Annotated in this window: 18 protein-coding genes; 15 read left to right on the top strand and 3 right to left on the bottom strand. The window is 55.5% G+C overall.

Going from position 1 to position 25,680, the window contains the following annotated elements:
• Nucleotides 1-177: 177 nt before the first annotated feature.
• The 3 genes from JRC49_04485 to mnmG all read left to right on the top strand — a co-directional run bounded on the left by JRC49_04485 (nucleotide 178) and on the right by mnmG (nucleotide 4,519).
• A complete protein-coding gene (locus JRC49_04485; protein ID QTE72086.1) occupies nucleotides 178-432 on the top strand; it encodes an IreB family regulatory phosphoprotein in 255 nt (84 codons plus the stop codon).
• 145 nt (nucleotides 433-577) lie between these two features.
• On the top strand, nucleotides 578-2,650 hold the full coding sequence (locus JRC49_04480; protein QTE72085.1) for an Ig-like domain-containing protein: 2,073 nt from the start codon (nucleotides 578-580) through the stop codon (nucleotides 2,648-2,650).
• 3 nt (nucleotides 2,651-2,653) lie between these two features.
• Complete coding sequence (mnmG, locus tag JRC49_04475) at nucleotides 2,654-4,519, top strand: tRNA uridine-5-carboxymethylaminomethyl(34) synthesis enzyme MnmG (GenBank protein QTE72084.1); 1,866 nt, start codon at nucleotides 2,654-2,656, stop codon at nucleotides 4,517-4,519.
• Nucleotides 4,520-4,573: 54 nt separating this feature from the next.
• Here the strand turns inward: mnmG and JRC49_04470 are convergent, their stop codons facing one another.
• On the bottom strand, nucleotides 4,574-7,870 hold the full coding sequence (locus tag JRC49_04470; GenBank protein QTE72083.1) for an aminotransferase class I/II-fold pyridoxal phosphate-dependent enzyme: 3,297 nt from the start codon (nucleotides 7,868-7,870) through the stop codon (nucleotides 4,574-4,576).
• 327 nt (nucleotides 7,871-8,197) lie between these two features.
• Between JRC49_04470 and JRC49_04465 the strand changes: the two genes are divergently transcribed.
• From JRC49_04465 to JRC49_04435, 7 genes are all read left to right on the top strand, one after another.
• Entirely contained in the window at nucleotides 8,198-10,048 is a 1,851-nt protein-coding gene (locus tag JRC49_04465) for an alpha-amylase family protein (GenBank protein ID QTE72082.1), read from the top strand.
• Between the two features lie 164 nt (nucleotides 10,049-10,212).
• A complete protein-coding gene (locus tag JRC49_04460; GenBank protein ID QTE72081.1) occupies nucleotides 10,213-11,481 on the top strand; it encodes a hypothetical protein in 1,269 nt (422 codons plus the stop codon).
• 90 nt (nucleotides 11,482-11,571) lie between these two features.
• Nucleotides 11,572-12,264, top strand: a complete 693-nt coding sequence (locus JRC49_04455; GenBank protein QTE72080.1) for a hypothetical protein — start codon at nucleotides 11,572-11,574, stop codon at nucleotides 12,262-12,264.
• A gap of 200 nt (nucleotides 12,265-12,464) precedes the next feature.
• Entirely contained in the window at nucleotides 12,465-14,831 is a 2,367-nt protein-coding gene (locus JRC49_04450) for a hypothetical protein (GenBank protein ID QTE72079.1), read from the top strand.
• Nucleotides 14,797-15,603 carry a hypothetical protein gene (locus JRC49_04445; protein ID QTE72078.1) on the top strand — a complete coding sequence of 269 codons (807 nt, stop codon included), beginning with the start codon at nucleotides 14,797-14,799 and terminating at the stop codon, nucleotides 15,601-15,603. Before JRC49_04450 ends, JRC49_04445 begins: the two co-directional genes overlap by 35 nt.
• A gap of 18 nt (nucleotides 15,604-15,621) precedes the next feature.
• Nucleotides 15,622-17,826 carry a DUF2142 domain-containing protein gene (locus tag JRC49_04440; GenBank protein ID QTE72077.1) on the top strand — a complete coding sequence of 735 codons (2,205 nt, stop codon included), beginning with the start codon at nucleotides 15,622-15,624 and terminating at the stop codon, nucleotides 17,824-17,826.
• Between the two features lie 142 nt (nucleotides 17,827-17,968).
• Entirely contained in the window at nucleotides 17,969-18,772 is an 804-nt protein-coding gene (locus JRC49_04435) for a MerR family transcriptional regulator (GenBank protein ID QTE72076.1), read from the top strand.
• 62 nt (nucleotides 18,773-18,834) lie between these two features.
• Here the strand turns inward: JRC49_04435 and JRC49_04430 are convergent, their stop codons facing one another.
• The gene (locus tag JRC49_04430) at nucleotides 18,835-19,305 is read right to left on the bottom strand and encodes a YbaK/EbsC family protein (protein QTE72075.1); all 471 of its coding nucleotides are present in this window, start codon (nucleotides 19,303-19,305) and stop codon (nucleotides 18,835-18,837) included.
• 26 nt (nucleotides 19,306-19,331) lie between these two features.
• The gene (locus JRC49_04425) at nucleotides 19,332-19,838 is read right to left on the bottom strand and encodes a 2'-5' RNA ligase family protein (protein ID QTE72074.1); all 507 of its coding nucleotides are present in this window, start codon (nucleotides 19,836-19,838) and stop codon (nucleotides 19,332-19,334) included.
• Nucleotides 19,839-20,236: 398 nt separating this feature from the next.
• Between JRC49_04425 and JRC49_04420 the strand changes: the two genes are divergently transcribed.
• From JRC49_04420 to JRC49_04400, 5 genes are all read left to right on the top strand, one after another.
• On the top strand, nucleotides 20,237-21,145 hold the full coding sequence (locus JRC49_04420; GenBank protein QTE72073.1) for a substrate-binding domain-containing protein: 909 nt from the start codon (nucleotides 20,237-20,239) through the stop codon (nucleotides 21,143-21,145).
• A 174-nt stretch (nucleotides 21,146-21,319) separates the two neighbouring features.
• Nucleotides 21,320-22,816 (top strand): sugar ABC transporter ATP-binding protein, encoded by a 1,497-nt coding sequence (locus JRC49_04415; GenBank protein QTE72791.1) that lies wholly within the window; start codon nucleotides 21,320-21,322, stop codon nucleotides 22,814-22,816.
• Nucleotides 22,813-23,769 (top strand): ABC transporter permease, encoded by a 957-nt coding sequence (locus tag JRC49_04410; protein QTE72072.1) that lies wholly within the window; start codon nucleotides 22,813-22,815, stop codon nucleotides 23,767-23,769. The genes JRC49_04415 and JRC49_04410 overlap by 4 nt, the downstream gene beginning before the upstream one ends.
• 95 nt (nucleotides 23,770-23,864) lie before the next feature.
• A complete protein-coding gene (locus tag JRC49_04405) occupies nucleotides 23,865-24,548 on the top strand; it encodes a D-lyxose/D-mannose family sugar isomerase (GenBank protein QTE72071.1) in 684 nt (227 codons plus the stop codon).
• 19 nt (nucleotides 24,549-24,567) lie between these two features.
• Nucleotides 24,568-25,668: a carbohydrate kinase family protein gene (locus JRC49_04400; protein QTE72070.1), complete on the top strand. Its 1,101-nt coding sequence runs from the start codon at nucleotides 24,568-24,570 to the stop codon at nucleotides 25,666-25,668.
• The last annotated feature ends 12 nt before the right edge of the window (nucleotides 25,669-25,680 follow it).

Below are 25,680 nucleotides of genomic sequence, written 5' to 3'. Positions count from 1 at the left end.
AGGTCTGAAACATCTTCAGACTGACGTTCGCCGAACCTGAAGATGTACGTTACATTATACAATTAATGGCACAGGAGAAGCAAGAAAAAGTTAGTTACATAATAAAGGAAAGTATTGTCTTTAGCATACTGTATGTTGTATAATACTAAAAACAGCCCAGATGAAGGAGGATTCAGGATGGAAGAACTGTTCAACACCCATAAAATGGATCCGATTGTGGGAACCGGAAATGAAGCGCATGACATCCTCATGTATGTATATAAGGCCCTGCAGACAAAGGGGTATGACCCGATCACCCAGCTTGTGGGTTATCTGGTGACCGGTGAGCCGACCTACATCACCAGTTACAATTCCGCCAGAAGTCTGATCTGCCGCCTGGAAAGAGACGAAATACTGGAGGAACTGGTCCGGTCCTATCTGGACACGCATTAATCCGGTGCTGCACGGTGTCGTATAACGGCACCGTTTTCAAATGGAAACCGAAACCGGAAGGTTGAGCAAAGGCCTTTCGTTTTATTGTCAGCCGGTCAATACGGCAACAGGAAACCATGAACGCTTGGATGAGAGGGGATTCAGAATGAAAAAGGCATTGACCTGTCTGCTCGTGATGCTGCTGTGCGCAGGACTTGTGATCCCTGCAATGGCGGCCAATGTTTTTCTTTTTACGACAAAATCCGTGCAGCTGTTTGAAGGACAAACCTATCAGACGGAATTACGCCGGGAAGGCAACTACGACGGAGAGGGCGAGGTTGTCTACAAAGCTACAAAGACAAACGTGGCGACTGTTTCCGAAGACGGAATCATCACCGCGGTGGGCAAGGGCGCGACGGAAGTGACCGCTTCCCTGATGCGGAACGGAAAGCGCGTCGGCCAGACCAAAGTGACAGTGACGGTGCTGCGCGCCGTGCAGAAGGTCACGCTGAATACCGTGAAACTGTCTGTTTATGATCCGGATCATCCGGCGGTGGCTTCCCTGCTGAAGGCGCCTACGGAGAACCAGGTGCTGGTGATTCCGGCTGGTACAGCGGTGCCGCTGGCAGCGACCTGCACCCCTGAAGATGCCTCGAGCAAAAAAATAACATATACCACCACAGACGCCGGCGTCGCCCGGATTTCGAGCACCAGCCTGAAAGCCGTGCAGCGGGGCGAATGTGACCTGATCGTGCAGAGTGCCCAGAATCCCGAGGTGACCGAAACCTTCCGGGTGCTGGTGATTCAGCCGGTCAAGAAGATTACGATTGACGCGGGTGACAAGAAGGTTGCTGCAGGTTCCAGAATGGAACTGGACGCGATCTGCTCCCCGGATAACGCTTCGATCACGGATGTGACCTGGAGCTCCAAGAACCCGGCCATCGCGACCGTAGATGAGGGCGGTATGGTGACGGGTGTGAAGAAGGGCACTGCAACCATCGTCGCAACGGCGGCGGACGGTTCCAAGGCAACCGGAACGGTCATGATTACCGTGACGCAGCCGGTGACTTCCATCAACATTACCCAGGCGGATATTCCGGTTGTGGTCGGCCGGACCGCACAGGCAAAAATCCAGGTGCTGCCTGCGGACGCCAATGACAAGACCGTGACCTGGTCCACTTCCGATACAGCCATCGCTACAGTACGCAACGGACAGATCACCGGCGTGAAGGCGGGCGTATGTACCGTGACCTGCACAAGCAATTCCAATCCGGATGTGTCCGCCTCCGCAACCGTGACGGTGAGCCAGCCGGTAACGAAGATTGTGAACGTGAATGATCCGTCGGAACTGACGCTGAAGACCGGTGAAAGCGGCCAGCTGAGGTGGAGCGTGGAACCGGATGACGCCACCAACAAGGGACTGACCTTCAAGAGCCAGGCACCCAAAGTGGCTACAGTAGACGCCAACGGTATGGTGACTGCTGTTGGCCGCGGTGTAGCCAACATTATTGCGACAGCACAGGATGGGTCCAAGAAACAGGGAACCGTTAAGGTGACCGTGATCCAGCCTGTAACCGGCGTGACGATGCAGCGGGATCTGTACTATGTGCAGCGGGGCGGCGCGTCCAACGTACGGGCGGTGGTCCAGCCGAAGAACGCCAATAACCAGAAGGTGATCTGGTCTTCCGCGGATGACAGCATCGCCTCGGTTCGTTCCAACGGAACCATCACGGGCATGGTCAGCGGTATTACCCCCGGCATGACGACGGTGTACGCCTATACGGATGACGGCGGTTATACGGCTTCCACCCAGATCCGGGTCGGGAATTTCAACGAAGCGGTGATGGTGGAATCACTGGAGGTTACCGCCAACAACGAAATCCGGATTATCCTGCGGAACATGAGCCAGGAGATCGTCCTGGAGAACGTGCACTATAAAATCGAGTGCTTCGATACGGACGGCAATCCCATGATCTGCAATACAGACGGGGAGAATGTGTTCTTTGAAGGAGATTATCCGTTCGTGCTGAATCCGTATGAGAGATCCATGCACGGAGGCTTCCACTTCAGGAATTATCAGATTGACCAGCCGCTTGGTTCGGTGGTGCTGACGATCCTCAGCTGGAAGGATTCGGACGAATACACCTGGTACATTCCGGAAGCCGATCAGGTCCGGACCCAGTGGACAAGGTACAACTACAATTACAATTACAATAATCCCGAACAGGGCGTGGGGTAATCAATGGCAGATCTGGTAGTGATAGGCGCGGGGCATGCGGGCTGTGAAGCAGCGCTTGCCGCCGCGCGGATGGGAATTGATACACTTCTCTTAACACTGAATATGGACGGCGTAGCGCTGATGGCCTGTAACCCGGTCATCGGCGGCTCCGCCAAGGGGCATCTGGTTCGTGAACTGGATGCCCTTGGCGGGGAAATGGGCCTCGCGATTGACGACACCTTCCTGCAGAGCCGTATGCTGAACACCGGCAAGGGCCCGGCGGTTCATTCCCTGCGTGCGCAGGCGGACAAGCAGGCTTACCAGAATCGGATGCGACGGGCGCTAATGACCACGGACCGGCTGACGGTACGGCAGGGAGAAGCGGCCTCCATTGAGACGGAAAACGGCCGGGTCACGGCGGTGACCACGGTCACCGGCGCACGGATCCCGTGCCGGGCAGTGGTGGTAGCCACCGGCGTGTACCTGAAGGGCAGCATTATCATCGGCGAGCACCGTCATGACGGCGGCCCCCAGGGACTGATGAACGCCTCGGAACTTTCCGCCAGCCTGACGGAACTGGGCTTTGAGCTGCGCCGGTACAAAACCGGCACCCCGGCCCGGGTGGATGTGCGGACCATCGACTTTGACGAGATGCAGGAGCAGAAAGGTGACGATCCGGTGGTGCCGTTCTCCTTCCTGACAGACCGGAAACTGGAGAACACCTACAGCTGCTATCTGACCTGGACCACGCCGGAAACGCATAAAATCATTCTGGACAACCTGCACCGGGCTCCGCTGTACAGCGGGAAGATCCACGGCATCGGCCCCCGGTACTGCCCGAGTATTGAGGATAAGGTGGTCCGGTTTGCCGACAAGGACCGACACCAGATCTTCCTGGAGCCGGAAGGCAAGGAAAGCCGGGAATGGTATGTGCAGGGTATGAGTACCTCCATGCCGGAGGATGTGCAGTGGCAGATGTACCGGACGATTCCAGGACTGCGGCACTGTGATTTTACCCGGCTGGGCTACGCCATTGAATATGACTGCATTGACTCGCTGGAGCTGCGCCCGACGCTGGAAAGCCTGCGGATCAGCGGGCTGTTTTTTGCCGGACAGATCAACGGCACCAGCGGATATGAGGAAGCGGCCTGCCAGGGGCTGCTGGCCGGCATGAACGCCGCCCTGGAACTGCAGGGAAGGGAACAGATCATCCTGACCCGGGATATGGCATATATCGGCGTGCTGACGGACGACCTGACCACCAAGGGAACGGACGAACCTTACCGGATGATGACTTCCCGGGCGGAACACCGGCTGTACCTGCGGCAGGACAACGCGGATCTGCGGCTCACGGAGATCGGCTACAAGGCCGGCCTGGCGTCTGAAGAACGGCTGGAGCGGACGAAGAAAAAGAAAGAGGGAACAGAGGAACTGCTCCGGCAGCTTTCAACCACCCGCTTTGCTCCGGGCGAAAAGCTGAACAGCCTGCTGAAGGAAAAGGGTCAGCCGGAAGTGACCGGATCCCTGAAAGCAGAGGAACTGCTGAAACGGCCGGAGATCAGGCTGCAGGATCTGACAACACTCCAGCCTGAGTGGGCAGAGATTTCACCCGCCGTGGCGGAACAGGCGGAAATATCCGTGAAGTATGCTGGCTACCTGGAAAAGGAAGCCCATATGATCAAGCAAGCCCGGCAGATTGAGGAAACCCTGCTGCCGAAGGACATCTGCTATGCGGAGATTGAGCATCTGCGGCTGGAAGCCAGGCAGAAGCTGGACAAGCAGAAACCGGTATCCCTGGGTGCGGCGGGCCGGATCCCCGGCGTGAACCCGGCAGATGTGGCTGTGCTGGCAGTATGGCTGCATAAGCAGAATATGAAAAGTGAAGGATAAAAAGTGACATTAAAACGAGGCTGCCGGATGGCAGCCTCGTTTAATGTTCTGGGATTACAGGACCGGAGTCGGATCTTCTGCCTTGTCGTAGTTACGGCGGGGAAGCTCGATGCCGTATTCACGGGCAGTGGCTTCCAGGATATCCAGCGCCTTTTCAATCTGCTCGGGCTTATGCTCGCTGATCACGCAGAAGCGCAGCCGGGCTTTGCCCTTGGGAACGGCGGGATACATGGCGGGCGGAACGCTGACGCCCCGCTTTTTCAGCTCGTTGGACAGGAACCAGGCGTCCTCGTCCTTGCCGACCAGCACCGGCAGAACCGCGGTTTCACCGGCCAGGCAGATATCCAGGTGACGGCGCCGCGCACTGTCCGCAAAGGCCTTGATGGCGGTACGCAGGTGCTCCATGATCTCCGGATGGGACCGCAGGGTGCGGATGGCTTCCAGGGAACCGGCCGCCAGCGCGGGGGAAATACCAACGCTGAAGACGAAACCGGGCATGTTGTACCGCAGATAGTCGATCAGGCACTTCTTGCCGGCCAGATAGCCGCCGCAGGTGCCCAGGCCCTTGGACAGGGTACCGTACTTGATGTCGATATCATCGCCGTTCAGGCCGAAGTACTCATCCACGCCGCCGCCGGTCTTGCCGATGACGCAGGCGCTGTGGGCTTCGTCCACCATGAGGAAGCAGCCGTATTCCTTCTTGATCCGCACAAACTCCGGCACGGGGGCGATGTCGCCGTCCATGCTGTAAGCGCCTTCGATGACGATCAGGACCTTCTCGTAGTAGGCACGCTGGCTCTTCAGGATGGTTTCCAGGGCAGCGGTGTCACTGTGGGGGAAGGGACGGGACGTTGCATCGGACAGCTTGCAGCCCTGCTCAATGGAATTGTGGGCCAGGGCGTCGTACAGGATCAGGTCGTTCTTGCCGCAGAAGTTACCGACGAAGGTTACGTTGGTGGAGTGACCGCCGACGCAGACGATGGCGTCCTCGGTGTGCTTCCAGTCGGCAATTTCCTTTTCCAGGTCCTTGTGGATCTGCTTTTCGCCGGCCAGCAGGCGGCTGCCGCTGGCGCTGGTGCCGTACTTGTCAATGGCGGCCTTGGCGGCGTCCTTGACTTCCTTCCGGCCGCTCATACCGACGTAGTTGTAGCTGCCGAACTCCAGGACTTCCTTGCCGTCGATGATGCCGGTATCCAGCAGGGGAGATTCATGGGCGACGAAGTAGGGGTTATCACCCTTGCCGACCAGGGCTTCCTGACGCTCCAGGAAGTGCTTGTATTCCGGCGTGTCCTCAAAGCGGGTGATGGGCCGGACGGGAACGCGTTCCTTGGGCTTGTCGCTTTCGGCAGGGCCTTCCAGCAGGGCTTCCACCACCTGGGCCATACCGGCGACGGTGGCGCAGGAGCCGTATTCTTCCGCGGGAATGGTGATGCCCCATTCCTCTTCAGCCTTCAGCGCGATGGACAGCACCTGCAGGCTGTCGCCCTGGAGGTCTTCGATGAAGTTGGCGTTATCGGTGATTTCGCTCTCGGAGATTTCAAGCGCTTCCGCGTACATGGTGCGAACCTTCTTCAGGATCTCATCATGCTTGGCACTCTTGGTCTCCAGGCGGGCGGCGGCAGCCACTTCGGTGCCGACGTTCTGGCCGTGAAGATCCAGCTCACGGTAGGTGAGTTCGCCTTCCTCATACATGCGCTTGAGCTCGATCCGCTTGACCTTGATGCCGCTGACCAGGGGCAGCTTGTTGGGCGTAACGAGGGCACGGTTCAGCTGGGTGTAGATGGGCAGGCGGCGGTTGGCGTCAGCCACCTTTGCAGCCAGCTTATCCAGGTACTGATCATCGGTGTAGTTTTCACCGACGTTCATGACCAGGACGATGTCTTCGTTGTTGTCCCGGCGGTTGCGGCGGAAGCCGACCACGCAGGACTGCTCCACGCCATTGATGGAGGCGAAGGCGTCTTCCATGTCATCAGGATAGACGTTCTCGCCGGATTCGTTAATGATGACGTCCTTCAGGCGGCCGCGGATATACAGCCGGCCGGTGGCGTCCAGCTGGGCAATATCACCGGTGGGCAGCCAGCCGTCATCGACTGTGTCGGGCGGGAGGATCTGGCCGTTGATGACCCGGCCGGAGTGGATTCCGGAACCGCGGACCTGCAGTTCGCCGGTTTTGCTGCCTTCCTTGTCCGGGACAATCCGGTATTCAGCGGAGGGCAGGGGCTTACCGACGGAGCCGTTCAGCCGGTACTTGAGGGACATTTCCCTTTCGAAACCGTTGATGGCGGTTTCCGTCATGCCGTAGCCGGTGACGGTATAGTAACCCAGGGCATTCAGGGTGCGCAGGGTTTCAGTCGGTGTATGGCTGCCGCCGAAGATGACCACATCCACCTCGGTGCCGATGAGTTTCTCATTCAGCGCGGCAAAGGCGGACTTTTCTGCCCAGTTAAGGCCGGCTTCAGGAGAAATGGCCTGGCGGGCGAGGGAGAGGGCCTTCAGGGTCTTAAAGGCGCTCTGCTTGGCCTTGTTCTCTTTCTTCAGTCCCTTTTCCACGGAACGAACCAGGCTGTTGCCTACCAGGGGCACCATGATCAGCAGGTTCGGCGGGAAATGGTGGCAGGTGTTCAGGATGGAGTTGGGCGTCCGATCCTGCAGGAACACGTTGGCGGTGCCCATGAACATGGAAAGGATCATGTTACCCATGAATCCCAGCACATGATGGAAGGGCAGGAAGGCCAGGGTTTTACGCCCGGTGTTCACAGGGTGGATAATCCGGGGGTTGACCTTAAAAAGATCATAGGCGTTCAGCGCCTGGGCGCAAATTGCCTTGCTGTTGTAGGCAAAGATGCGGCTGGTGCCGGTGGTGCCGCTGGTGCACATGGCGGTATATTCGCCCCAGACAGGGGTGAAACCGATGGTGCGCGGAGCTTCCCGGATGGTTTTAAAGTCGATCTGGCGGACGTTGCCGGACAGGGCCCTGGGTTTCAGGGAAATAACCTGGCGGCAGTGCGCTTCATCCAGCAGGCCCTGAATGACGTTGTCGGGCGCGGACGCGTCCAGCAGCAGGGCGTTATGTCCGGAGCGCATGATGCCCCAGTACAGAGACGGCCAGTCGTGGCAGGTGTCCACGGCAACGCCGATCCAGCCTTCTTCAAGATCGAGGGAGTTAAGGCAGGCGGCATAGTCGTCCGCCCGGAGGGTCATTTCCGCATAGGAGCGGGTTCTTTCCTGTTCACCTTCCAGCCAGTAGGCAGCGGGGGCCTCACCATAGTCCCGGAGGATGTCGAACAGGGTGGCCAGCGTTTGGTCAGCTTCCAGTCTGCTGCAAACAGACTGCGCGTCAAGATTGCTCATGAAAGCCTCCTTCCATTCCGGTTCAAGAGCGATATTCTGACACGGCGGCAGGGAAGGAAAAAATAATAACGTATAAGAAAAATCAAATCTTCCCGATGCCGAAATCCGCATCATCTCATTATATCATGAAAAGCCGGTTGTGCATACAATTTCTTTCGGCTGTTTCACGAAGTGAAGCAACCGAAAGAGAAATGAAGAATTATATAGTGTTTACGTGAATGCACGTTGTCTTGTACGGGAATGTAAAGTGTGCTATAAATAAAGCAGAATGGTAAAAGAAGAATACAGAATATATACAGTGAAAACAGAAAAACGAGAGGGTAACAGATGAGCAATCAGGAGTGGAATAAAGAATTTGCCGCACGGTTTGAGCGTCACGCGGATGAACTGAAGTGGCTGTATATGGAACTGTATCACGGGGACAAAAAAGCGTGGGAATACTTTACCGGAATGCTGTACCGCATGTGGGAAAGCAGGCCGGAGAATCTCCGGAAGATCGACCGGGAACGGGAAGCCTGTCCGGCCTGGTACAGGGGACACAGCATGGTCGGCATGCTGATGTACGTGAAGGCTTTTGCCGGAACGCTGCAGGGTGTCCGGAAACGGCTGGACTATGTGCAGGACTGCGGTGTGAACTACCTGCACCTGATGCCGCTGCTGGAAAGCCCGGAAGGACGGAGCGACGGCGGATACGCGGTGAGCGATTTCCGGAAGGTTCAGCCGGAACTGGGCACCATGGAAGACCTGGCGGAACTGGCGGAGGACTGCCACGGGAAGGGCATCTCCCTGTGCCTGGACTTTGTAATGAACCATACGAGCGAGGACCACGAATGGGCCCGGCGGGCAAAGGCGGGAGAAGCGGACTACCAGAGCCGCTATTTCTTCTATGACACCTGGGATATTCCCAACTGGTATGAACAGACCGTGCCTCAGGTATTCCCGACGACTGCACCGGGCAATTTCACCTGGTGCGAGGAAGCCGGGAAGATCGTGATGACCACGTTCTATCCCTATCAGTGGGACCTGAACTACGCCAATCCGGTAGTCTTCAACGATATGACGGAGAACATGCTGAACCTGTGCAACTACGGCGTGGACATTATCCGGCTGGACGCGGTGCCCTATATCTGGAAGGCGCCGGGAACTACCTGCCGGAACCTGCCGCAGGTACACACGCTGGTGAGAATGATGCGGATGGTCTGTGAGATCGTCTGCCCGGGTACGCTGCTGCTGGGCGAAGTGGTGATGGAACCCAGCCGGGTGGTGCCTTACTTCGGCACGGTGCAGAAACCGGAATGCCACCTGTTGTACAACGTGACCACGATGGCTTCCCTGTGGCACACGGTGGCCACGCGGAACGTGAAACTGCTGGGACATCAGCTGGGACAGGTGTTCGCGCTGCCGAGACAGTATACCTTCCTCAATTACCTGCGCTGCCATGACGACATCGGCTGGGGCCTGGATTTTGATTACCTGCGCTGGAATTTTGCCTGGGAGCAGGTGCCCCATAAGCGGTACCTGAACGACTATTTTACCGGAAAGTATCCGGGAAGCCGGGCACGGGGAGAACTGTACAACGACGATCCGCGGCTGGGGGATGCACGCCTTTGCGGAACAACGGCCTCCCTGTGCGGGATTGAAAGCGCACGGAAGGACAACAACGAAAAAGAACTGACGGAAGCCATCCGCCTGGACGGCATGCTGCACGCGCTTATGTTCACCCTGAGCGGGGTACCGGTGCTGTACAGCGGGGATGAGATTGCCCAGGAGAATGACAACGCTTATCACGATGATCCGCTGAAGGCGGAAGACAGCCGGTATCTGCACCGGGGAGATATGGACTGGCAGAAAGCGGAAAAGCGGAAGGATCCGGATACCACGGAAGGCAGGATCTTTGCGGAAATCAAACGCCAGGAGCAGCTCCGGCAGCAGTACGGCGTCTTTGACGACGGGGCGGACGTCTGGATTGTGAATACCGGCAACGATCAGGTGCTCGGCATCGGCCGGTATTACCTGGGAGAGAAACTGCTGGCGGTGTTCAACTTCTCCCAGGAGCCGCAGGTCGCGTGGATTCATGACGAGACCATGTATACCGACCTGGAAACCGGACGCCGATGCAAGGCGGGATCTGTCAAGGTTCCGGCAGGCGGATTCAGATGGCTTTATAAACGGTTTTGAACCGTTTATAAAGCCATCAATGAACAATGAATAATGAACAATTAACAATGCTATAGTGTTTCTTTTCCCTGGTTTGACGGGAAAAGTGCATCGTGATATCATCCCCAAGTGTATGCAATATGTGAAAAGACAGCTTTTTCACGACCTGTATACCGGAGGAAGTAATGAAGAAGCAATGGTACCGGCTGGACAATGCCGCCTTGATATTTCCGGCGATTATCCGGAAAAACTGGAACAATGTTTTCCGGGTTTCCGCCACGCTGAAGGAGCCTGTGGATCCAGAGGTGCTGGACCGGGCAATAGAAGCACTGAAACCCCGGTTTCCAACCTATTTTGTTCGCCTGAGAAGAGGCTTTTTCTGGTATTACCTGGAGACGATCCTGAAGGCACCGAAGAGCCAGAAGGACTTTGCCTATCCCCTCACACATATGACGCGCAGGGAACTGAGAACCTGCTGTGTGCGCTTTCTGTATTACAACAACCGCATCGCCGTGGAAGTGTTCCATTCCGTGACCGACGGAACGGGCGGACTGATCCTGCTCAAAAACCTCACAGCCCGTTACCTGGCGCTGAAGTACGGCACGGAGATTCCGCCGGAAGGGCATATTGTGGATATCAACGACAAGCCGAAGGCGGAGGAGACCCGGGACTGCTTCCAGTCCTGCGGCGCGTCCCGGGGCCTGTCCCGGGCGGAGGATACCGCCTACCGCCTGAGCGGAACGCCGGAGGCAGACCGCTTCCGGCATATCATCACCGGCATTGTGCCGGCGGATAAGCTGAAGGAAAAGGCGCATGAACAGGGCGTGACCGTCACGGCGTTCCTGGCCGCGGTGCTGGCGGAGGCCATCGAGAAGCGTCAGCTGGCAGAGGGCCGCACGGGAAAGAGAGCCAGACCGGTGAAGATCACTATTCCCGTGAATCTGCGTAAAACCTTCGGGATGAATACTTTCCGGAATTTTACCCTGGCGGTGAACATCGGGTTTGACCCGCGGCTGGGAGAATATACCCACGAACAGATTTGTTCCCTCATGGGACACCAGCTGGCGGCGGAAACCATTCCCCAGCGGATGGCAGGACGGGTGGCCAAGAACGTGGACCAGCAGCGGAACCTGCTGCTGCGGCTGATCCCGCTGCCGATCAAGACACTCTGCATGCGCAGCGTGTATATGCTCAGCGGGGAAAACAAAGGCTGCCTGAACCTGTCCAACATGGGTGTTGTGACGGTGCCGGAGGCCATGCAGCCGCTGGTGGATCGGTTTGAGTTCGTCATCGGCGTCCAGTACACCTATCCCAACAACTGCTCCGTGGCGACCTACAACGGCAAAACGTATATCAGCATGATCCGGGGCATCCGGGAATCGGAGCTGGAGCGGCTGGTGTTCTCACGGCTGGTGGAGCTGGGGGTACCGGTGGAGATTGAAAGCAATTCATAAATGAATTGCTTTCGATCAATTAACAATTAACAATGAACAATTAACAATTATTTGTGTCCTGATCTGAAGATCAGGAAAGGATGTGAAGATATGTATTGTGTATATTGCGGGGTGAAGCTGCAGGACGGGGTAAAGGAATGCCCGCTGTGCCGTACGCCGGTGATGATTGCGCAGGAGACGGCGGCTGGGGACCGGTCATCCTATTCGGACCGCCTGCCGGAGAAGGAAAAAACCGGCAGGGGGCTGCTGGTCTGGATGCTCACGGCGGTGATGATCGCCGCGGGCCTGAGCAGCCTGATTGTCTGCCTGAACACGGCCGGGGAGGCCTCCTGGTCCGGCTATGTGCTCATGGGCGGGGCGCTGGCCTGGATTGTGGTGCTGTTCCCGCTGCTGTTTCCCCGGTTTCGGCCGATGATTTTCCTGCCGATTGACTTTGTCTGCCTGGCAGGCTTCCTGCTGTATGTATGCCTGAAGAACGGAGAGAACTGGTTCCTGTCCTTCGCGTTCCCGGTGACGGGTATTGCCTGTATCCTTACGCTGCTGGGCGTGACGATTTTCCGGTATATCCGGAAGGGGCGGCTGCGGCTGCTGGGCCTGTACCTGGTACTGATCGGCTGCAGCTTCATGCTGGTTGAGTTTTTCCAGAGCATCACTTTCCAGACTCCCATGTGGGTATGGTCCCTCTACTGCGTATGCGGATTCGGAGCACTGGGACTTTTCCTGTTCATCGCCACCCTGATTCCGCCGCTGCACGCGCACCTGCGGAAGACCTTCTTCTTCTGATCCGCATCAGACAACAAAAAAACACAGACAGAAACAAAGCCCGTCCTTTACCAGACCGCGGAAGGACGGGCTTGTTCATTATCCGTCAGGGATATGATGATGTTTGTATGGTGTGGATTTTATGAGCAAAATAGATTATGATAAACATGGAACAGATCAAATCGATCCGCAAGGATCAATCTGAAATGCGTTGTGATAGTATGAATTACGAACTGCTGAATGCGTATGTGCAGGCGCTGCGCCCTGAACGGGAGCGGTATCTGTATCAGCATGCGTTGAATAAGGTGCGGGTCATTACCCGAAGCATGAAACCTGCAGAAAAGGAAGCTTATCTGCAAAGCGAAGCATTTCTGAATACATTAAGACAACTCCAGCGACGGGACAGGATCTGGCAGGGCCTGCTCCGGGGAGAACTTGTGCTGGTCGGTGACCAGGCGGAATATGAGCGGCTGGCTGGGCTGATTGCCACGGAACTGCATGACGGACATAAAATAGATCTGGCATTCCTGCGTACAGTTGAAAAGAGCAAGGTATCACTGGAAAAGGCATATGAGGCGCTGCGGATTATCCGGGAGGGAGATCTGCGGCGCTGGTTTGACGATGGCATGGGGCAGATGACCACCCGGGCGGAAAACCGGGTGGTATTGTGGCTGCGGACCGGGGATCACGGTGCGCGGCTGAAGGAAGACGATGAGGAGCGTTCCGTTGTCCGCCGCGTGATGGATAAGTATTTTCCAGGCGGCCTGACCCCCAAGGCGGTGGACCGGGCTTTCCAGCCGGGCTCGCTTGCGGGATACCTGCGGGCGGAAGCCGGAAAAGCCTTCCCGGAACTGAATGCCTGCCGGAACGTCCGGCTGCCCTCCGGGGAAACGGTGGCATCAGCCGTACGGCGGGAAGCGGACCGGGGTGCGAGGCTGCTGATCAACGCGCTGGACAAGAAATTTACCAAAGACCGTCTTCGTCGGCTGCTGGAAAAGAATGCGGCGCTGATCCGCCTGCAGAAGAAAGCGGACGCTGTCTATGAACGGGAGAAACGGATCCGGGCGGCACTGCTGGACGCGATTCCCGAGCACTACCGGGATCTGTATCCGCTGGCCCGGCAGATGCGCAGGCACTTCTTTCTGCACCTGGGGCCTACCAATTCCGGAAAGACCTATGAAGGTATCCAGCGGCTGCAGGCGGCCAGCTGCAGCCTTTATCTCGGTCCGCTGAGGCTGCTGGCCGCGGAACAGTTTGAGGCACTGAACCTGGCGGACGTACCCTGCTCGCTGGTGACAGGCGAGGAACAGATCCGGGTACCCTTCAGCCGGGTGCAGTCCTCCACGGTGGAAATGGCGGATCTCCAGACACATTATGACGTGGCGGTGATCGATGAGTGCCAGATGATTGCCGACAGGGACCGTGGCGGCGCCTGGACGGCGGCGATCCTGGGACTGTGCGCGGATGAAATTCATGCCTGTGCTTCCCCGGACGCGGAAGCACTGCTGACACGGATTATCGAAGACTGCGGGGATGAGCTGACCATCATCCGCCATGAGCGGATGACTCCGCTGGAAGTGGAAAAGGAAGGCTTCCAGTTCCCTGCATCCGTCCGGCCGGGAGACGCACTGATCGTTTTCTCCAAGGCACGGGTACACGCGGTGGCTGCGGAACTGAAGACGCGGGGATACAAGGTATCCCTGATTTACGGTGCCCTTCCGCCGGACGTGCGGCGCAACCAGGCAGACCGGTTCCACCGGGGCGATACCGAGGTTGTGGTATCCACGGATGCCATTGCCATGGGTATGAACCTGCCGATTCAGCGGGTGGTTTTCCTGGAATCGGAAAAGTATGACGGCGATATTACCCGGCTGCTGACGGATTCGGAAATCAAACAGATTGCCGGCCGCGCCGGCCGGTACGGGAAATATGAGATCGGTTATGTGAACGCCTTCGGCTTCCGCCAGGAAGTGGCACGGGCGATGGCCCGGCCGCTGCTGCCGTTGACGGAAGGCGTAATCGGCTTCCCGGAATCCCTGCTGGGTATTCCTCTGCCGCTGACCGGTATCCTGGATCAGTGGATCCGCATGCAGGACAAGGGATGCTTCTCCAAGGCATCCACGGTCCGGATGGCGGAACTGGCCGCGATGATGGAAACGCCCAAGACGGATCGGCGGCTGCTGTACAGGTTCATCTGCATTCCCTTTGATGAAAAGGATCCGGACCTGCTGTTCCGCTGGAAGGCAATGTACCATGCGGAGTGCCGCGGGGAACATGTTGACGTGATGCCGGAGATGCCGGAAATTGTGGAACCCGAAAGCTGCACGATCCGGATGCTGGACGGACTGGAGGCGGATTACCGCCGCTGCGACCTGTACTACAACTACACCCGCCTGTTCCTGCCGGAGCCGGATAATCTCCTGTCGGAGATTCAGCGCCGCAAGGACCTGATTTCCCAGGGAATCGTACACATCCTGTCCACCCAGAAGTTGCAGCAGCGGACCTGTCCTTCCTGCAAGCGGCATCTGCCGTGGAACTGGCCATATCGCATCTGTGACAGCTGCTACGGGCGGGGACGCCGGTGGTAAGAATGGACTGAATACTGACGGAGAAGACAAAGGAGAAAACATGGATACCATTGCCGGTGAATGGATTATGAAAGGCTGCAGGCGCACGGACAAGGATTGTCTGCGTTCTCCGGAAGACCTGCTGGAGCTGGTTTTGAAAATCGGCTTTCTTCCTTTGTTCTCCAATGATATCCCCGGTTTTTCCGTGGAGGAACATACACCGGCGGAAGACTGGTGGATAGGGGATCCCGCGAAGGATCCCTGGGCCTGGCGGCAGGTTCTGGCTCCCAATGCCTTTGTAGCCTACGGAAAGTTTTTCGACAGGAAAGCAGGCTTTGTTTCCAAAGAGTGGTTCGCCCGTTTCGCGAATTACCGCCGGGACGGGTACGACTATGAGGGCTTGTATGAAGACGGCAAGATGACCAGCCGCTGCAAGCGGATCCTGGACATCCTGGAGCCGGATGAGAACGCTGTCGGGCTGGAACTGCTGACCTGCGAGATCAAAAGACGGGCTGCGCTGGAAAAAGGCTTTGAGGGAGCCATGACAGAACTGCAGATGAAGACCTTCCTGATCATGAGCGACTTCCGGCAGAGACGGAACAAACGCGGGGAAGCGTACGGATGGCATGTGGCGGAACTGATGACTCCGGAAACAAAATGGGGCTATGACGCGGTGAATGACTGCAATGAATCCCCGGAAGCATCCTGGAAGCAGATTATGGAGCAGATCCGGAAGTTTTATCCGGCCACAGATGACCGGACAATACAGAAAGTCATGGGGATTCGAAAATAAACAGGGGAGATCACAGGAATGATATCAGGATGTATCAACTGGATCAAAAAGCATATTGTCAGGATCGGATTACTCCTGCTGGCCAGTGTTTTACTGGCTGTATTGCTGGAGTTTCTTCAGATACGAACCCAGCCGCCGATCTATGAGAATGAGCCGAGGGTGGTTAAGGAAGCAGAATACCTGGATTTTTCCCAGGCAGAGCTGGTTAACGCCACACTGGACGGGGACAGCCTGAAAACCGGCGGAGAAGGAACTGTTGTCACAATTCGTTTCCAGCCGGCTAAGCATCTTTCTTTTTTACAGGTTGAGTCTAAAAAGCATATCCGTTCTGCTTTCCCTATTCGTGTATATTGGTCCAAAGACGGTGAAAAGTTTTCCGAAACAGACGTGACTGAAATACAGGCTGTTCCGGAATCCGTGATCTGGACCGGTACGATTCCTGAGGATGATTATGCTGCCCTGAAAATTGAACTGGATAACAAAATGACGATTCGCTCCGTGAAATGCCAGGCGGAAGTCACAGAAAGGGTTCCTGTTCCGGAACAAATGCGCCTGTGGAGAATCAGCATTCTGATTCCGGTACTGTTTTTTATCCTGTCAGTGTTATGCTGGTTCCATGCCGGCAGCCGTCTGGCGGCATCTTATCGGCAGGCTGTTTCTTTTCTCAGGGAAGAACGCTGGAAGATCCTGCTCAGGATATGCAGGTTCCTGCTGATAAGCTTTGTAGCTTATGCTTTGATCAGGTGGCTTGTGTCCGGTGCGTTTTTCGGAATGGTTAACATTCCAAAGCATCTTTTCTGCGTCCTGGCGGGATTGGCTGCCGGCGCCCTCCTGTCTTTTCCGAAAACGCTTGCGGCAAAACCTGAACGGCTGTTTGTGCTGTTCTGCCTGCTTTCCGGATGGATGATCCTGTTCCTATTCCCCAATGATTTATCTGTTAACTGGGACATGGAATATCATTTTGAACAAACTCATCTGTATTCCTATTTGGGGGAAGAACGTCTCACGAATCCGGACGCGATGATTATCTTTATGGAGGGTAATCATGATTCCTTTGTCTGGGACGAACGGGTATACTCCCAGGAATTGCAGAACCAGCAGTATGATCTGGGCGTTGTGATGACAGAGAATAAGGGATTGATGCTCAACAGTATCTATGAGATATTTCCCGCAGCCGGTATGTATCTGGGCCGCTTGATGCATCTTTCATGGCCCTGGACCATGTATTTTGCCAAGCTGTTTAATCTGCTGACCGCTGCCATATGTGGTTTCTTTGCTGTCCGCCGGCTCAAGAGCGGCAAAATGATCCTGGCCTGCGTACTGCTGATCCCTACAAACGTCTTCCTGGCGTCGGTTTTTTCCTATGATCACGGTGTTATATCCTTTGTGTCTCTGGGCTTAAGCTATTACTTTGCTGAATGGCAGGAGCCTGAGAAGAAGCTGACTTACCGAAAGGCTTTTGTTATCCTGGGAAGCATGACCATTGCCCTCCTGACGAAAGCATTTTATGCTCCGGTTTTATTGCTGACAGCCATTATGCCTAAAGGCAAATGGGCGGAAGATGTGGAGGAACGCCGGCAATACATTTCAAGGAAAAGGTACCTTCTTCTTTCAGACGTTGTTTTGCTGATCAGCCTGGTACCCTATATCCTGCCAATGCTTCAGGGCAATATTGTAACGGATATGAGGGGCGGCTCCTCAGGAGAACCTATGGAACAGATCCGTTTTATCCTGGCAAATCCGCTGCGTTACCTCCAGATTATGCTTAGCACCCTGAAGGAGTATTTTAACCCGGCCAACAGTGCAGGGATGCTGACAACCTTTGGTTATGAGGGGACGGGTTCCGGGTGGACAATTCTTTGCGCCTTGCTGGTCATCCTGGCCTTGACCGACAAGAAACCATGTGACCGTCCACTGGAAAGAAAGCCCCATATCCGTATCCTGGGGTTATTCCTGTTATTCATCAGCACCTGCATCATAGCCTTCTGCTTGTATATAACCTTTACAGATGTCGGCCTGAACTTTGTCAATGGTATTCAGCACAGGTATTTCCTGCCCTTTATATTCCCTGTGCTGATGTTTGCCGGATCGGGTTACCTTGCGCAGATCCTGAAGATTGACAAGGAATGGAAGCAGCGGCTCTATAACGGAAGCGCCTTCCTTGTTTCCCTGATCATTCTTTTTAATGTGATCTATACAACCTGTATCAGCCGTTTTACCTGATTGATATCATAAACAGAAATCTGAACAGGAGGGAACTGTTCAGACTGCAAAAAAAAATTTTTCGGGGCTATTGACTCTCACACTGTGTGAGAGATTAGAGTAGTGGCGAGCTCAGAAATACCATCCATGGAGGGTAAACCCAATGCTTAAAATCGGAGATTTTTCAAAACTGTCCAGAGTAAGCATCAGAATGCTCCGCCACTATGACGATATCGGACTGCTGAAGCCCGCCGAGATTGATCACTTTACCGGATACCGGTATTACCGTGAGGAACAGCTGTTCACCATCGGAAGGATCAATGCCCTGAAGGACATGGGTTTCGCACTGGCAGATATTATCCGGATGCTGGAGGTTCACGACGATCCGGAGAAAATGGACGCGTTCCTGGCTGCGAGGGAAAAGGAATTGTCCGAACTCTCAAAGGAGACGGAGTATAAACTGATGCTTCTGGAAACAGCCCGGAAAAGGCTGAGAAAGGAGCAGACTATGAAATATGACGTTACAATCAAAACCATTCCGGAAAGATACGCGGCCACGGTGCAGATGGTGGTTCCCCATTATGAGGACGAGGGCATGCTCTGGGGCATGATGGCGGAGTGCAAAACGCCGCTGGTCCCCGCTGACCCCTGCCTGGCAGCGGCTGAGTTCCTGGATAAGGAATACAAGGAAGAAAATGTGGAGATTAAGGTCTGGATGACCGTGAAGGGGAAATATGAGGATACGGAACACGTAAAGTTCAAAACCCTTCCGGCAGTCAAGGTGGCCAGCTGTATCATCAAGGGAAGCTATGAACAGATGGGAGACGCAATGGCCACGGTTGCGTCCTGGATCAATGAGAACGGGTATGAAGCGAACGGCCCTATGTTCAATATTTATCATGTGAGCCCGGCCCAGACGCAAAACCCGGAAGAATATGTGACAGAGGTTTGCCTGCCGATCGGATAAACGGAAAAGCGCCAGGGTGCTTGCGAGCTCCCGGCGCTTTTTCTGTGCCTGATATTCTGTTACTATTCCGGCTGCTTGCAGACATCCACCCATTCCAGGAAGCCGCTGCACTTTTCCAGTTCCGGAATGGTCAGCTTTATGCCGCTGTGATCATTGCCCACGGCAGGATAGACTATTTCATGCCGACGCAGGCTTTCATCCAGATAGACGCTGACGCCCTCATTGGCACCAAAGGGGCAGACTCCGCCGATTGCGTGACCGACGAGGGCCTCCACCTGATCGCCCGGGATCATTCTTGCCTTGCATCCGAAACGATCCTTATACTTCCGGTTATCAATGCGGGCGGTGCCGTCCGCCAGGATCAGCACGGGCCGGTCTTCCTGCAGGAAGGAAAGGGTTTTCGCGATCATCGCTTCCTCGCAGCCGATGGCTTGCGCTGCTTCCGCGACGGTGGCGCTGCTGTGCTCCGTTACAATGATTTTGTCTCCCAGGCCGAAGCCTTCCAGGTATGCTTTCGCTTTCTCAAATGCCATGATCCATCAGTCCCGTTCATTTTGTATCAGTCTGCAAGCCGTACGGAAAGGATATGCCTCGTTGGCCAGAATTCGTATAAATGCAGGACTGCAACCTTTCCGCTGAAGGATGTGAATTCCTTCAGCACAGACTGGGTTGCTTCCTGAATGACAGCCGGTTTATCGATCAGCAAGGTGGTATGGGGAGACCAGTTGAACTGATCCCTGTTATCGCTGAATTCATCCTTCAGGGCCAGCATCTCCCTGCTGACTTCCGGGGCGACAAACAGGACGTCGTTTTCCGGCAGACGGAAGAGTCCGACGTGATTAAACGCTGTATCGAAAGTCCTGTGCGTTTCCGCAATTTTTCCCAGACGGTTTTTCAGTTCCTCTTCCTGTTCGACCGCATAGGAACCCATGGTGAAATGCATAGGAATATCCTTGGTCTGCAGGCCGGAAAAGCCCTGATCATACAGTTTGTTCCGGAGGCCGGACAGGATTTCTTCGGTCCGGTCATCATACCCTGCGAGTATATACAATGCCTTCTCTGCCATTGTGTTATCCTCAGCCTTTTTCAATCCAGCCTGATCCTTCAGACTTAACAGTATTCAGGATACAATCTTATCACGAACGGCTGAAAACACAAGGAAAAAGAAAACAAAAACAGCCCCGAAATATTGGATACAGTATTCTTTGTGAACGATAATCCAACTGCGGAGTGCCCGAACAGTGCCAATGGCGGGAGGTGAGGACGGTCAAGATCAATCCGATCAAGGGATCCGACGGATTCAGCAGGGAACAGGGTATACGTTTTTTATACCTTCTGTCAGGAGGGCGATTTCGTTGACATTGTTTTCCAGGATGCTTACAATAATAATCAGAAGCGGACCAGTATATCCGCAAACAAATTTATATCAGGCAGAAAGCATCTGCCCCAGAAGGAGGTTTCTTTATGAAGAAACTGGTTGCCCTGATTTTGGCCCTCGCCCTGACGCTGGGCTGTGCCGCCGCTATGGCCGATAAGGTCGGCTATACCTGTATGGATGGTACGAATCCTTTCTTCGTTGCCCTGGAAGCCGCTATCCGTGAGGTTGTGGAAGCCAACGGCGATGAACTGATTTCCCTGGATCCCCAGAACAGCAATGAAAAACAGATTGCCCAGATCGAAGATATGATCTCCAACGGTGTTGTGGCTATGTTCGTCAACCCCGTTGACAAAGACGGCATCATCGCCGGCCTGGATAAGCTGAAGGAAGCCAACATCCCCATGTTCGGTTTTGATACCGAAGTGGCTGATATGTCCTACCTGGTAACCTACGCCGGATCCGACAACTACAACGCCGGTAAGGTCTGCGGTGAAGACCTGGTGGCCAAGCTGCCCGACGGCGGCCCCATCATCGTGCTGGATTCTCCCACAATGCAGTCTGTTGTGGACCGCACCAACGGCTTCCTCGAAGCCATTGACGGCAAGGGCTTTGAAGTGGTCTTCCAGAAGGACTGCATGGGCAACCAGGAACAGGGCAACCTGAACGGTACCGACGCCCTGATCGCCCATCCGGACGCTGTCGCCATCTTCGGCGGAAATGACCCCACCGCTCTGGGTGCTGCCGCTGCTGCGGAAGCTGCTCAGTCCAAGGCCCTGATCTACGGCGTTGACGGTTCTCCCGACATCAAGGCCCTGATCGCGGAAGGCAAAGTCACCGGTACCGGTGCTCAGTCCCCGATCTCCATCGGCAAGACCATCGCTGAACTGTACTACAAGTGGAAGGCCGGCGAAACTGTGGAAGCCCGTTATCCGATCGCGACCTTCATGATTAACTCTGACAATATCGCTGAATACAACAACGGCGGATGGCAGTAAGCCAGTAAAGCCGATCCTTTGAGTCAGCCTCTTTTCTGAAGGGGAAGACCCGGCGATAAACGAAGGGCTTTGTTCCATCTGAGCAAAGCCCTTTTCCGGATGTATCCGGGTCTTTCCCTCAGAACATCCTAAGCAAAACGGTGGTGAGACTTTGTGAGCGAATACCTGCTCGAGATGAAAGGAATCTATAAATCCTTTCCGGGCGTCAAGGCACTGCAGAATGTGGAGTTTCAGCTGAAAGCCGGAGAGATCCACGCGCTGCTGGGTGAGAACGGTGCGGGCAAATCCACGCTGATCAAGGTGCTGGGCGGCATCTATATCGCGGAGGAAGGCGAGATCCGCATCGACGGAAAGAAGGTTGTTATTGACGGCGTAAATGCTGCCCGTGACAACGGCATTTCCATTATCCACCAGGAACTGGTGTTGGTGCCGCATATGACCGTGGCGGAGAATATCTTCCTCGGCCGGGAACCCATGGGAAAGTTCGGCGTGGACTATAAGCGGATGGCAGCGTCCGCACAGGAAATGCTGGACAAGTTTGACCTGGGAATCAACGCAACAGATGAAATCTTTGATCTTTCCATCGCGCAGCAGCAGATGGTGGAAATTGTCAAAGCTATTTCCTTTAACTGCCGCATCCTGGTCATGGATGAGCCTACTTCCTCCATTTCCGACCGTGAGGTTACGCAGCTGTTTGAAATCATGCGTAATCTGGCGGCCCAGGGCGTGGGTATCATCTACATCAGTCACAAGATGAGTGAACTGAACGAGGTCTGCGACCGGGTGACAGTACTGCGTGACGGCATGTACGTGGGCACACGCGTGGTTGCGGATACTCCCCGGGATGAACTGATCACCATGATGGTCGGCCGGGAGCTGGACCAGTATTATACCCGCGACCACGTCAAGAATACGCCGGTCTTCTTCAAGTGTGAGCATATCGATGACGGCAAAAAGCACCACAAGCGGGTGAATGACGTTTCATTCGAGGTGCGGGAAGGTGAGATCGTCGGCTTCGCGGGACTGGTGGGTGCCGGACGCAGCGAGACGATGCAGTGCATCTTCGGCCTGACAAATACAGCTACTGGAACCATTACCCTGGAAGGGAAAAAGCTGAATATCTCCAGTGCGGTGGACGCAATGAAGTACGGTATTGCCATGGTGCCGGAAAACCGGAAACTGGAAGGGCTTTACCATATTCAGTCCGTGAGTTTCAACACCACCATTGAGGTGCTCCATGAAATCATCAATCACCTGCGCGTGAACGAGAAACGGGAACACGAGATCACCCAGGAGTTCATTGATAAAATGCAGACGAAGACCCCCTCCCATGAGCAGCGGGTCTCCAACCTGTCCGGCGGAAACCAGCAGAAGGTCATGATCGGACGCTGGCTTGCCACGAAACCGAAGGTGCTGATCCTGGATGAGCCGACCCGCGGCGTGGACGTCGGTGCCAAGGCGGAAATCTATGAGATTATGAATGAACTGACCAAACAGGGTGTGGCCATTATTATGGTTTCTTCGGAACTGCCGGAGATCATCAATATGGCAGACCGGGTCTATGTGATGTACGACGGCCGGATCACCGGCTGCATCGATTATGAAAACGTCAGCCAGGAAGCGATCATGCATCTCGCGACCCTGGAGACAGCAGGAGGGGCCAAAGCATGAAAGGCATTAAGAAGTATCTGAAGGACAACCTGGGAATTATCCTGGCCCTGGTCGCCATGATCCTGTTCCTGTATGTTTATCCGAAAACCCATAACACGTTCCTGACTACCAACAATATCTTCAACGTGCTGCGACAGAGCGCCACCAACCTGATGCTGGCCTGCGGCATGACGATGGTCATCATCCTGGGCGGCATTGACCTTTCCGTGGGTTCCATCATCGCCATGTCCGGCGTGCTGGGTGCGGCGGCGGTTGTATGGCACGGGCTGCCGGAAATTGTGGGCATCCTGATTGCCATCCTGTCCGGCCTGCTGTTCGGCCTGCTGAACGGCACGATCATCGCCCGGACAAAGATCCCGCCCTTTATCGTGACCCTGGCATCCATGAACATCGCGAAGGGTATTGCCTACGTGTATTCGGGCGGCAAGCCGATCCGCTGTATGACAGACGCCTGGAAGTTCCTGGGCGCCGGCAACGTGGCGGGCATCCCGACGCCGGTGATCACGATGTTCATTGTGTTTGTCGTCGCGGTGCTGTTCCTGAACCGGTCCCGGATCGGAAGGCACATTTATGCGGTGGGCGGCAACGATACAGCAGCAAAATTCTCCGCGATCAACACCGCCAAGGTTAAACTGATTGTTTACTCCTTCAGCGGCCTGATGGCCGGCTTGGCCGGTATCACCATCGCATCCCGGCTGTACTCCGGAACCTGTACCTCCGGTGACGGCGCGGAAATGGACGCCATAGCGGCTGTGGTCGTGGGTGGTACCTCCATGTCCGGCGGATCCGGCAAGCTGGGCGGAACCTTGATCGGTGTGCTGATCATCGGTATCCTGAACAACGGCCTGAACCTGATGGGCGTCAATTCCGACTGGCAGTACATCATCAAGGGCGCCGTTATCCTGTCGGCTGTGTATATGGACTTCCTGCGCAACCGCAAGAAGGCATCCTGAGTATATCGTACATCTGACAAAAGCCGTCCTGTCCTGCAGGCGGCTTTTGCCGTCTCAGGAAGACAGGAGCATCCGAGTGAAAGGATGTGAACCGGATGAAACGCTCCGAGATCAATGCCCATATCAGGGAGTTTGAAGCTGTTCTGCAGGAACACTGTTTTATGCTGCCGCCGTTTTTGTCATTTACCCCGGAGGAGTGGCTGACAAAAGGCAGTGAGTATGACGAAATACGGGACAACGCTCTTGGATGGGACCTGACGGATTTCGGCAGCGGGGATTTCTTTTCCCGCGGGCTTTACCTGATCACACTCCGTAACGGGAACGCACATGAGGACAGATATCCGAAGCCCTATGCGGAGAAGATCATGATGCTGCGGGGCGGGCAGACCTGCCCCTGCCATTTCCACTGGCATAAAATGGAGGATATTATCAACCGGGGCGGAGGAAATGTGATATTCCGGTTATGGAACGCCGGAGCAGACGAACTGCCGGACCGCAGGGCTCCTGTGACCGTGCACCGGGATGGGAGAATATATACAGTTCCAGCAGGGGAGGAAATTGTGATTGCACCGGGGGAGAGCCTGACGCTGCATCCTGGCTGCTATCATGAATTCACCGTCGGGAAAGCAGATGACTATGCCCTGATCGGCGAGGTTTCCATGTGCAATGACGATGAAACGGATAACCGCTTTGAAACACCGGTAGGACGATTTCCTGCCATTGAGGAGGATGAACCGCCCTATCGCCTGTTGTGCAATGAGTATCCGCCCGCACGCTGACGGGAAGCGGAGGTAAAAGATGAGAAAGGTGATTGCCGCAGGTCATATCTGCCTGGATATTACGCCGGTCTTTCCGGCAGGGAAACAGTATGACAGCCTGTCATCCCTGCTGGTTCCCGGCAAGCTGATCCAGACGGAGGCGGCAGACGTACATACCGGCGGCAGTGTGGCCAATACAGGCCTGGCGCTGAAAATGCTGGGATGTGACGTGACGCTGATGGGCAAGGTTGGAGATGATTCCTTCGGGACGATGATCCGGAGTATCCTGGCCCAATACGGAGCAGGGGGACTGCTGGTTGACCCGGAAAGCTCCACATCCTATTCTGTTGTACTGGCTGTGCCCGGTCAGGACCGGGTTTTCCTGCACAGCCCGGGAGCAAATGATACCTTTACCGGCGCGGATATTCCGGAGGAAGCCCTGGAGGACGCAGCACTGTTTCACTTCGGCTATCCGCCGCTGATGCGCCGAACCTGGGAAAACGACGGGGCGGAATTGATTGCCCTGTTCCGGCGGATAAAAGATAAAGGGATTGCTACCAGCCTGGATCTGGCAGCTGTGGATCCAAGCACTCCGGCAGGGCAGGCGGACTGGGAGCAGATCCTGTCCGGCGTGCTGCCGTATGTTGACTTCTTTGTCCCGAGCTTTGAAGAGCTTTGCTGGATGCTGGACAGGGAACGGTATGACCGGCTGGCTGCCGGGGGCAGGGATATGACAGAGGGCCTGGACCTGGAAACGGAAGTCCTGCCTTTGGCGGAAAAAGTGCTTTCGATGGGATGCCGGGCAGCTATGATCAAATGCGGAACAAGCGGTATGCTACTCCGGACTGCCGACAGGACATGCATGGAAAGGGTTGGATCGCGGCTGGAACTGGACGTGGAAGCGTGGGGCAGCCGGACTGTGCTCCAACCCTGTTTCAAAGCGGATATTGTACGAAGCGGCGCCGGTGCGGGAGACACCAGCATTGCGGCGTTCCTGGCGGCGGTACTCAGCGGGAGGAAACCGGCGGAGTGCGTGGCGCTGGCCTGTGCGGAGGGCGCCTGTTGTGTGACAACCTATGATACGCTCAGCGGACTAAAACCGCTGGATGAACTGGAAGAGAGAATCCGGAAAGGCTGGTAAGGAGGGAAAACG

Source organism: Clostridiales bacterium FE2011 (assembly GCA_017569305.1).
Classification (GTDB): domain Bacteria; phylum Bacillota; class Clostridia; order Christensenellales; family Aristaeellaceae; genus Aristaeella.
This window is presented reverse-complemented; position numbering and strand designations above follow the sequence as displayed.

What these genes read in the sequence shown, in the direction of transcription:
- JRC49_04465 (QTE72082.1), top strand. Translation starts at nt 8,198, where the DNA reads ATGAGCAATCAGGAGTGGAATAAAGAATTTGCCGCACGGTTTGAGCGT.
- JRC49_04405 (QTE72071.1), top strand. Translation starts at nt 23,865, where the DNA reads ATGAAACGCTCCGAGATCAATGCCCATATCAGGGAGTTTGAAGCTGTT.
- JRC49_04425 (QTE72074.1), bottom strand. Translation starts at nt 19,838, where the DNA reads ATGGCAGAGAAGGCATTGTATATACTCGCAGGGTATGATGACCGGACC.
- JRC49_04450 (QTE72079.1), top strand. Translation starts at nt 12,465, where the DNA reads ATGAATTACGAACTGCTGAATGCGTATGTGCAGGCGCTGCGCCCTGAA.
- JRC49_04415 (QTE72791.1), top strand. Translation starts at nt 21,320, where the DNA reads ATGAAAGGAATCTATAAATCCTTTCCGGGCGTCAAGGCACTGCAGAAT.
- JRC49_04430 (QTE72075.1), bottom strand. Translation starts at nt 19,305, where the DNA reads ATGGCATTTGAGAAAGCGAAAGCATACCTGGAAGGCTTCGGCCTGGGA.
- JRC49_04410 (QTE72072.1), top strand. Translation starts at nt 22,813, where the DNA reads ATGAAAGGCATTAAGAAGTATCTGAAGGACAACCTGGGAATTATCCTG.
- mnmG (QTE72084.1), top strand. Translation starts at nt 2,654, where the DNA reads ATGGCAGATCTGGTAGTGATAGGCGCGGGGCATGCGGGCTGTGAAGCA.
- JRC49_04480 (QTE72085.1), top strand. Translation starts at nt 578, where the DNA reads ATGAAAAAGGCATTGACCTGTCTGCTCGTGATGCTGCTGTGCGCAGGA.
- JRC49_04435 (QTE72076.1), top strand. Translation starts at nt 17,969, where the DNA reads ATGCTTAAAATCGGAGATTTTTCAAAACTGTCCAGAGTAAGCATCAGA.
- JRC49_04420 (QTE72073.1), top strand. Translation starts at nt 20,237, where the DNA reads ATGAAGAAACTGGTTGCCCTGATTTTGGCCCTCGCCCTGACGCTGGGC.
- JRC49_04485 (QTE72086.1), top strand. Translation starts at nt 178, where the DNA reads ATGGAAGAACTGTTCAACACCCATAAAATGGATCCGATTGTGGGAACC.
- JRC49_04470 (QTE72083.1), bottom strand. Translation starts at nt 7,870, where the DNA reads ATGAGCAATCTTGACGCGCAGTCTGTTTGCAGCAGACTGGAAGCTGAC.
- JRC49_04400 (QTE72070.1), top strand. Translation starts at nt 24,568, where the DNA reads ATGAGAAAGGTGATTGCCGCAGGTCATATCTGCCTGGATATTACGCCG.
- JRC49_04440 (QTE72077.1), top strand. Translation starts at nt 15,622, where the DNA reads ATGATATCAGGATGTATCAACTGGATCAAAAAGCATATTGTCAGGATC.
- JRC49_04455 (QTE72080.1), top strand. Translation starts at nt 11,572, where the DNA reads ATGTATTGTGTATATTGCGGGGTGAAGCTGCAGGACGGGGTAAAGGAA.
- JRC49_04460 (QTE72081.1), top strand. Translation starts at nt 10,213, where the DNA reads ATGAAGAAGCAATGGTACCGGCTGGACAATGCCGCCTTGATATTTCCG.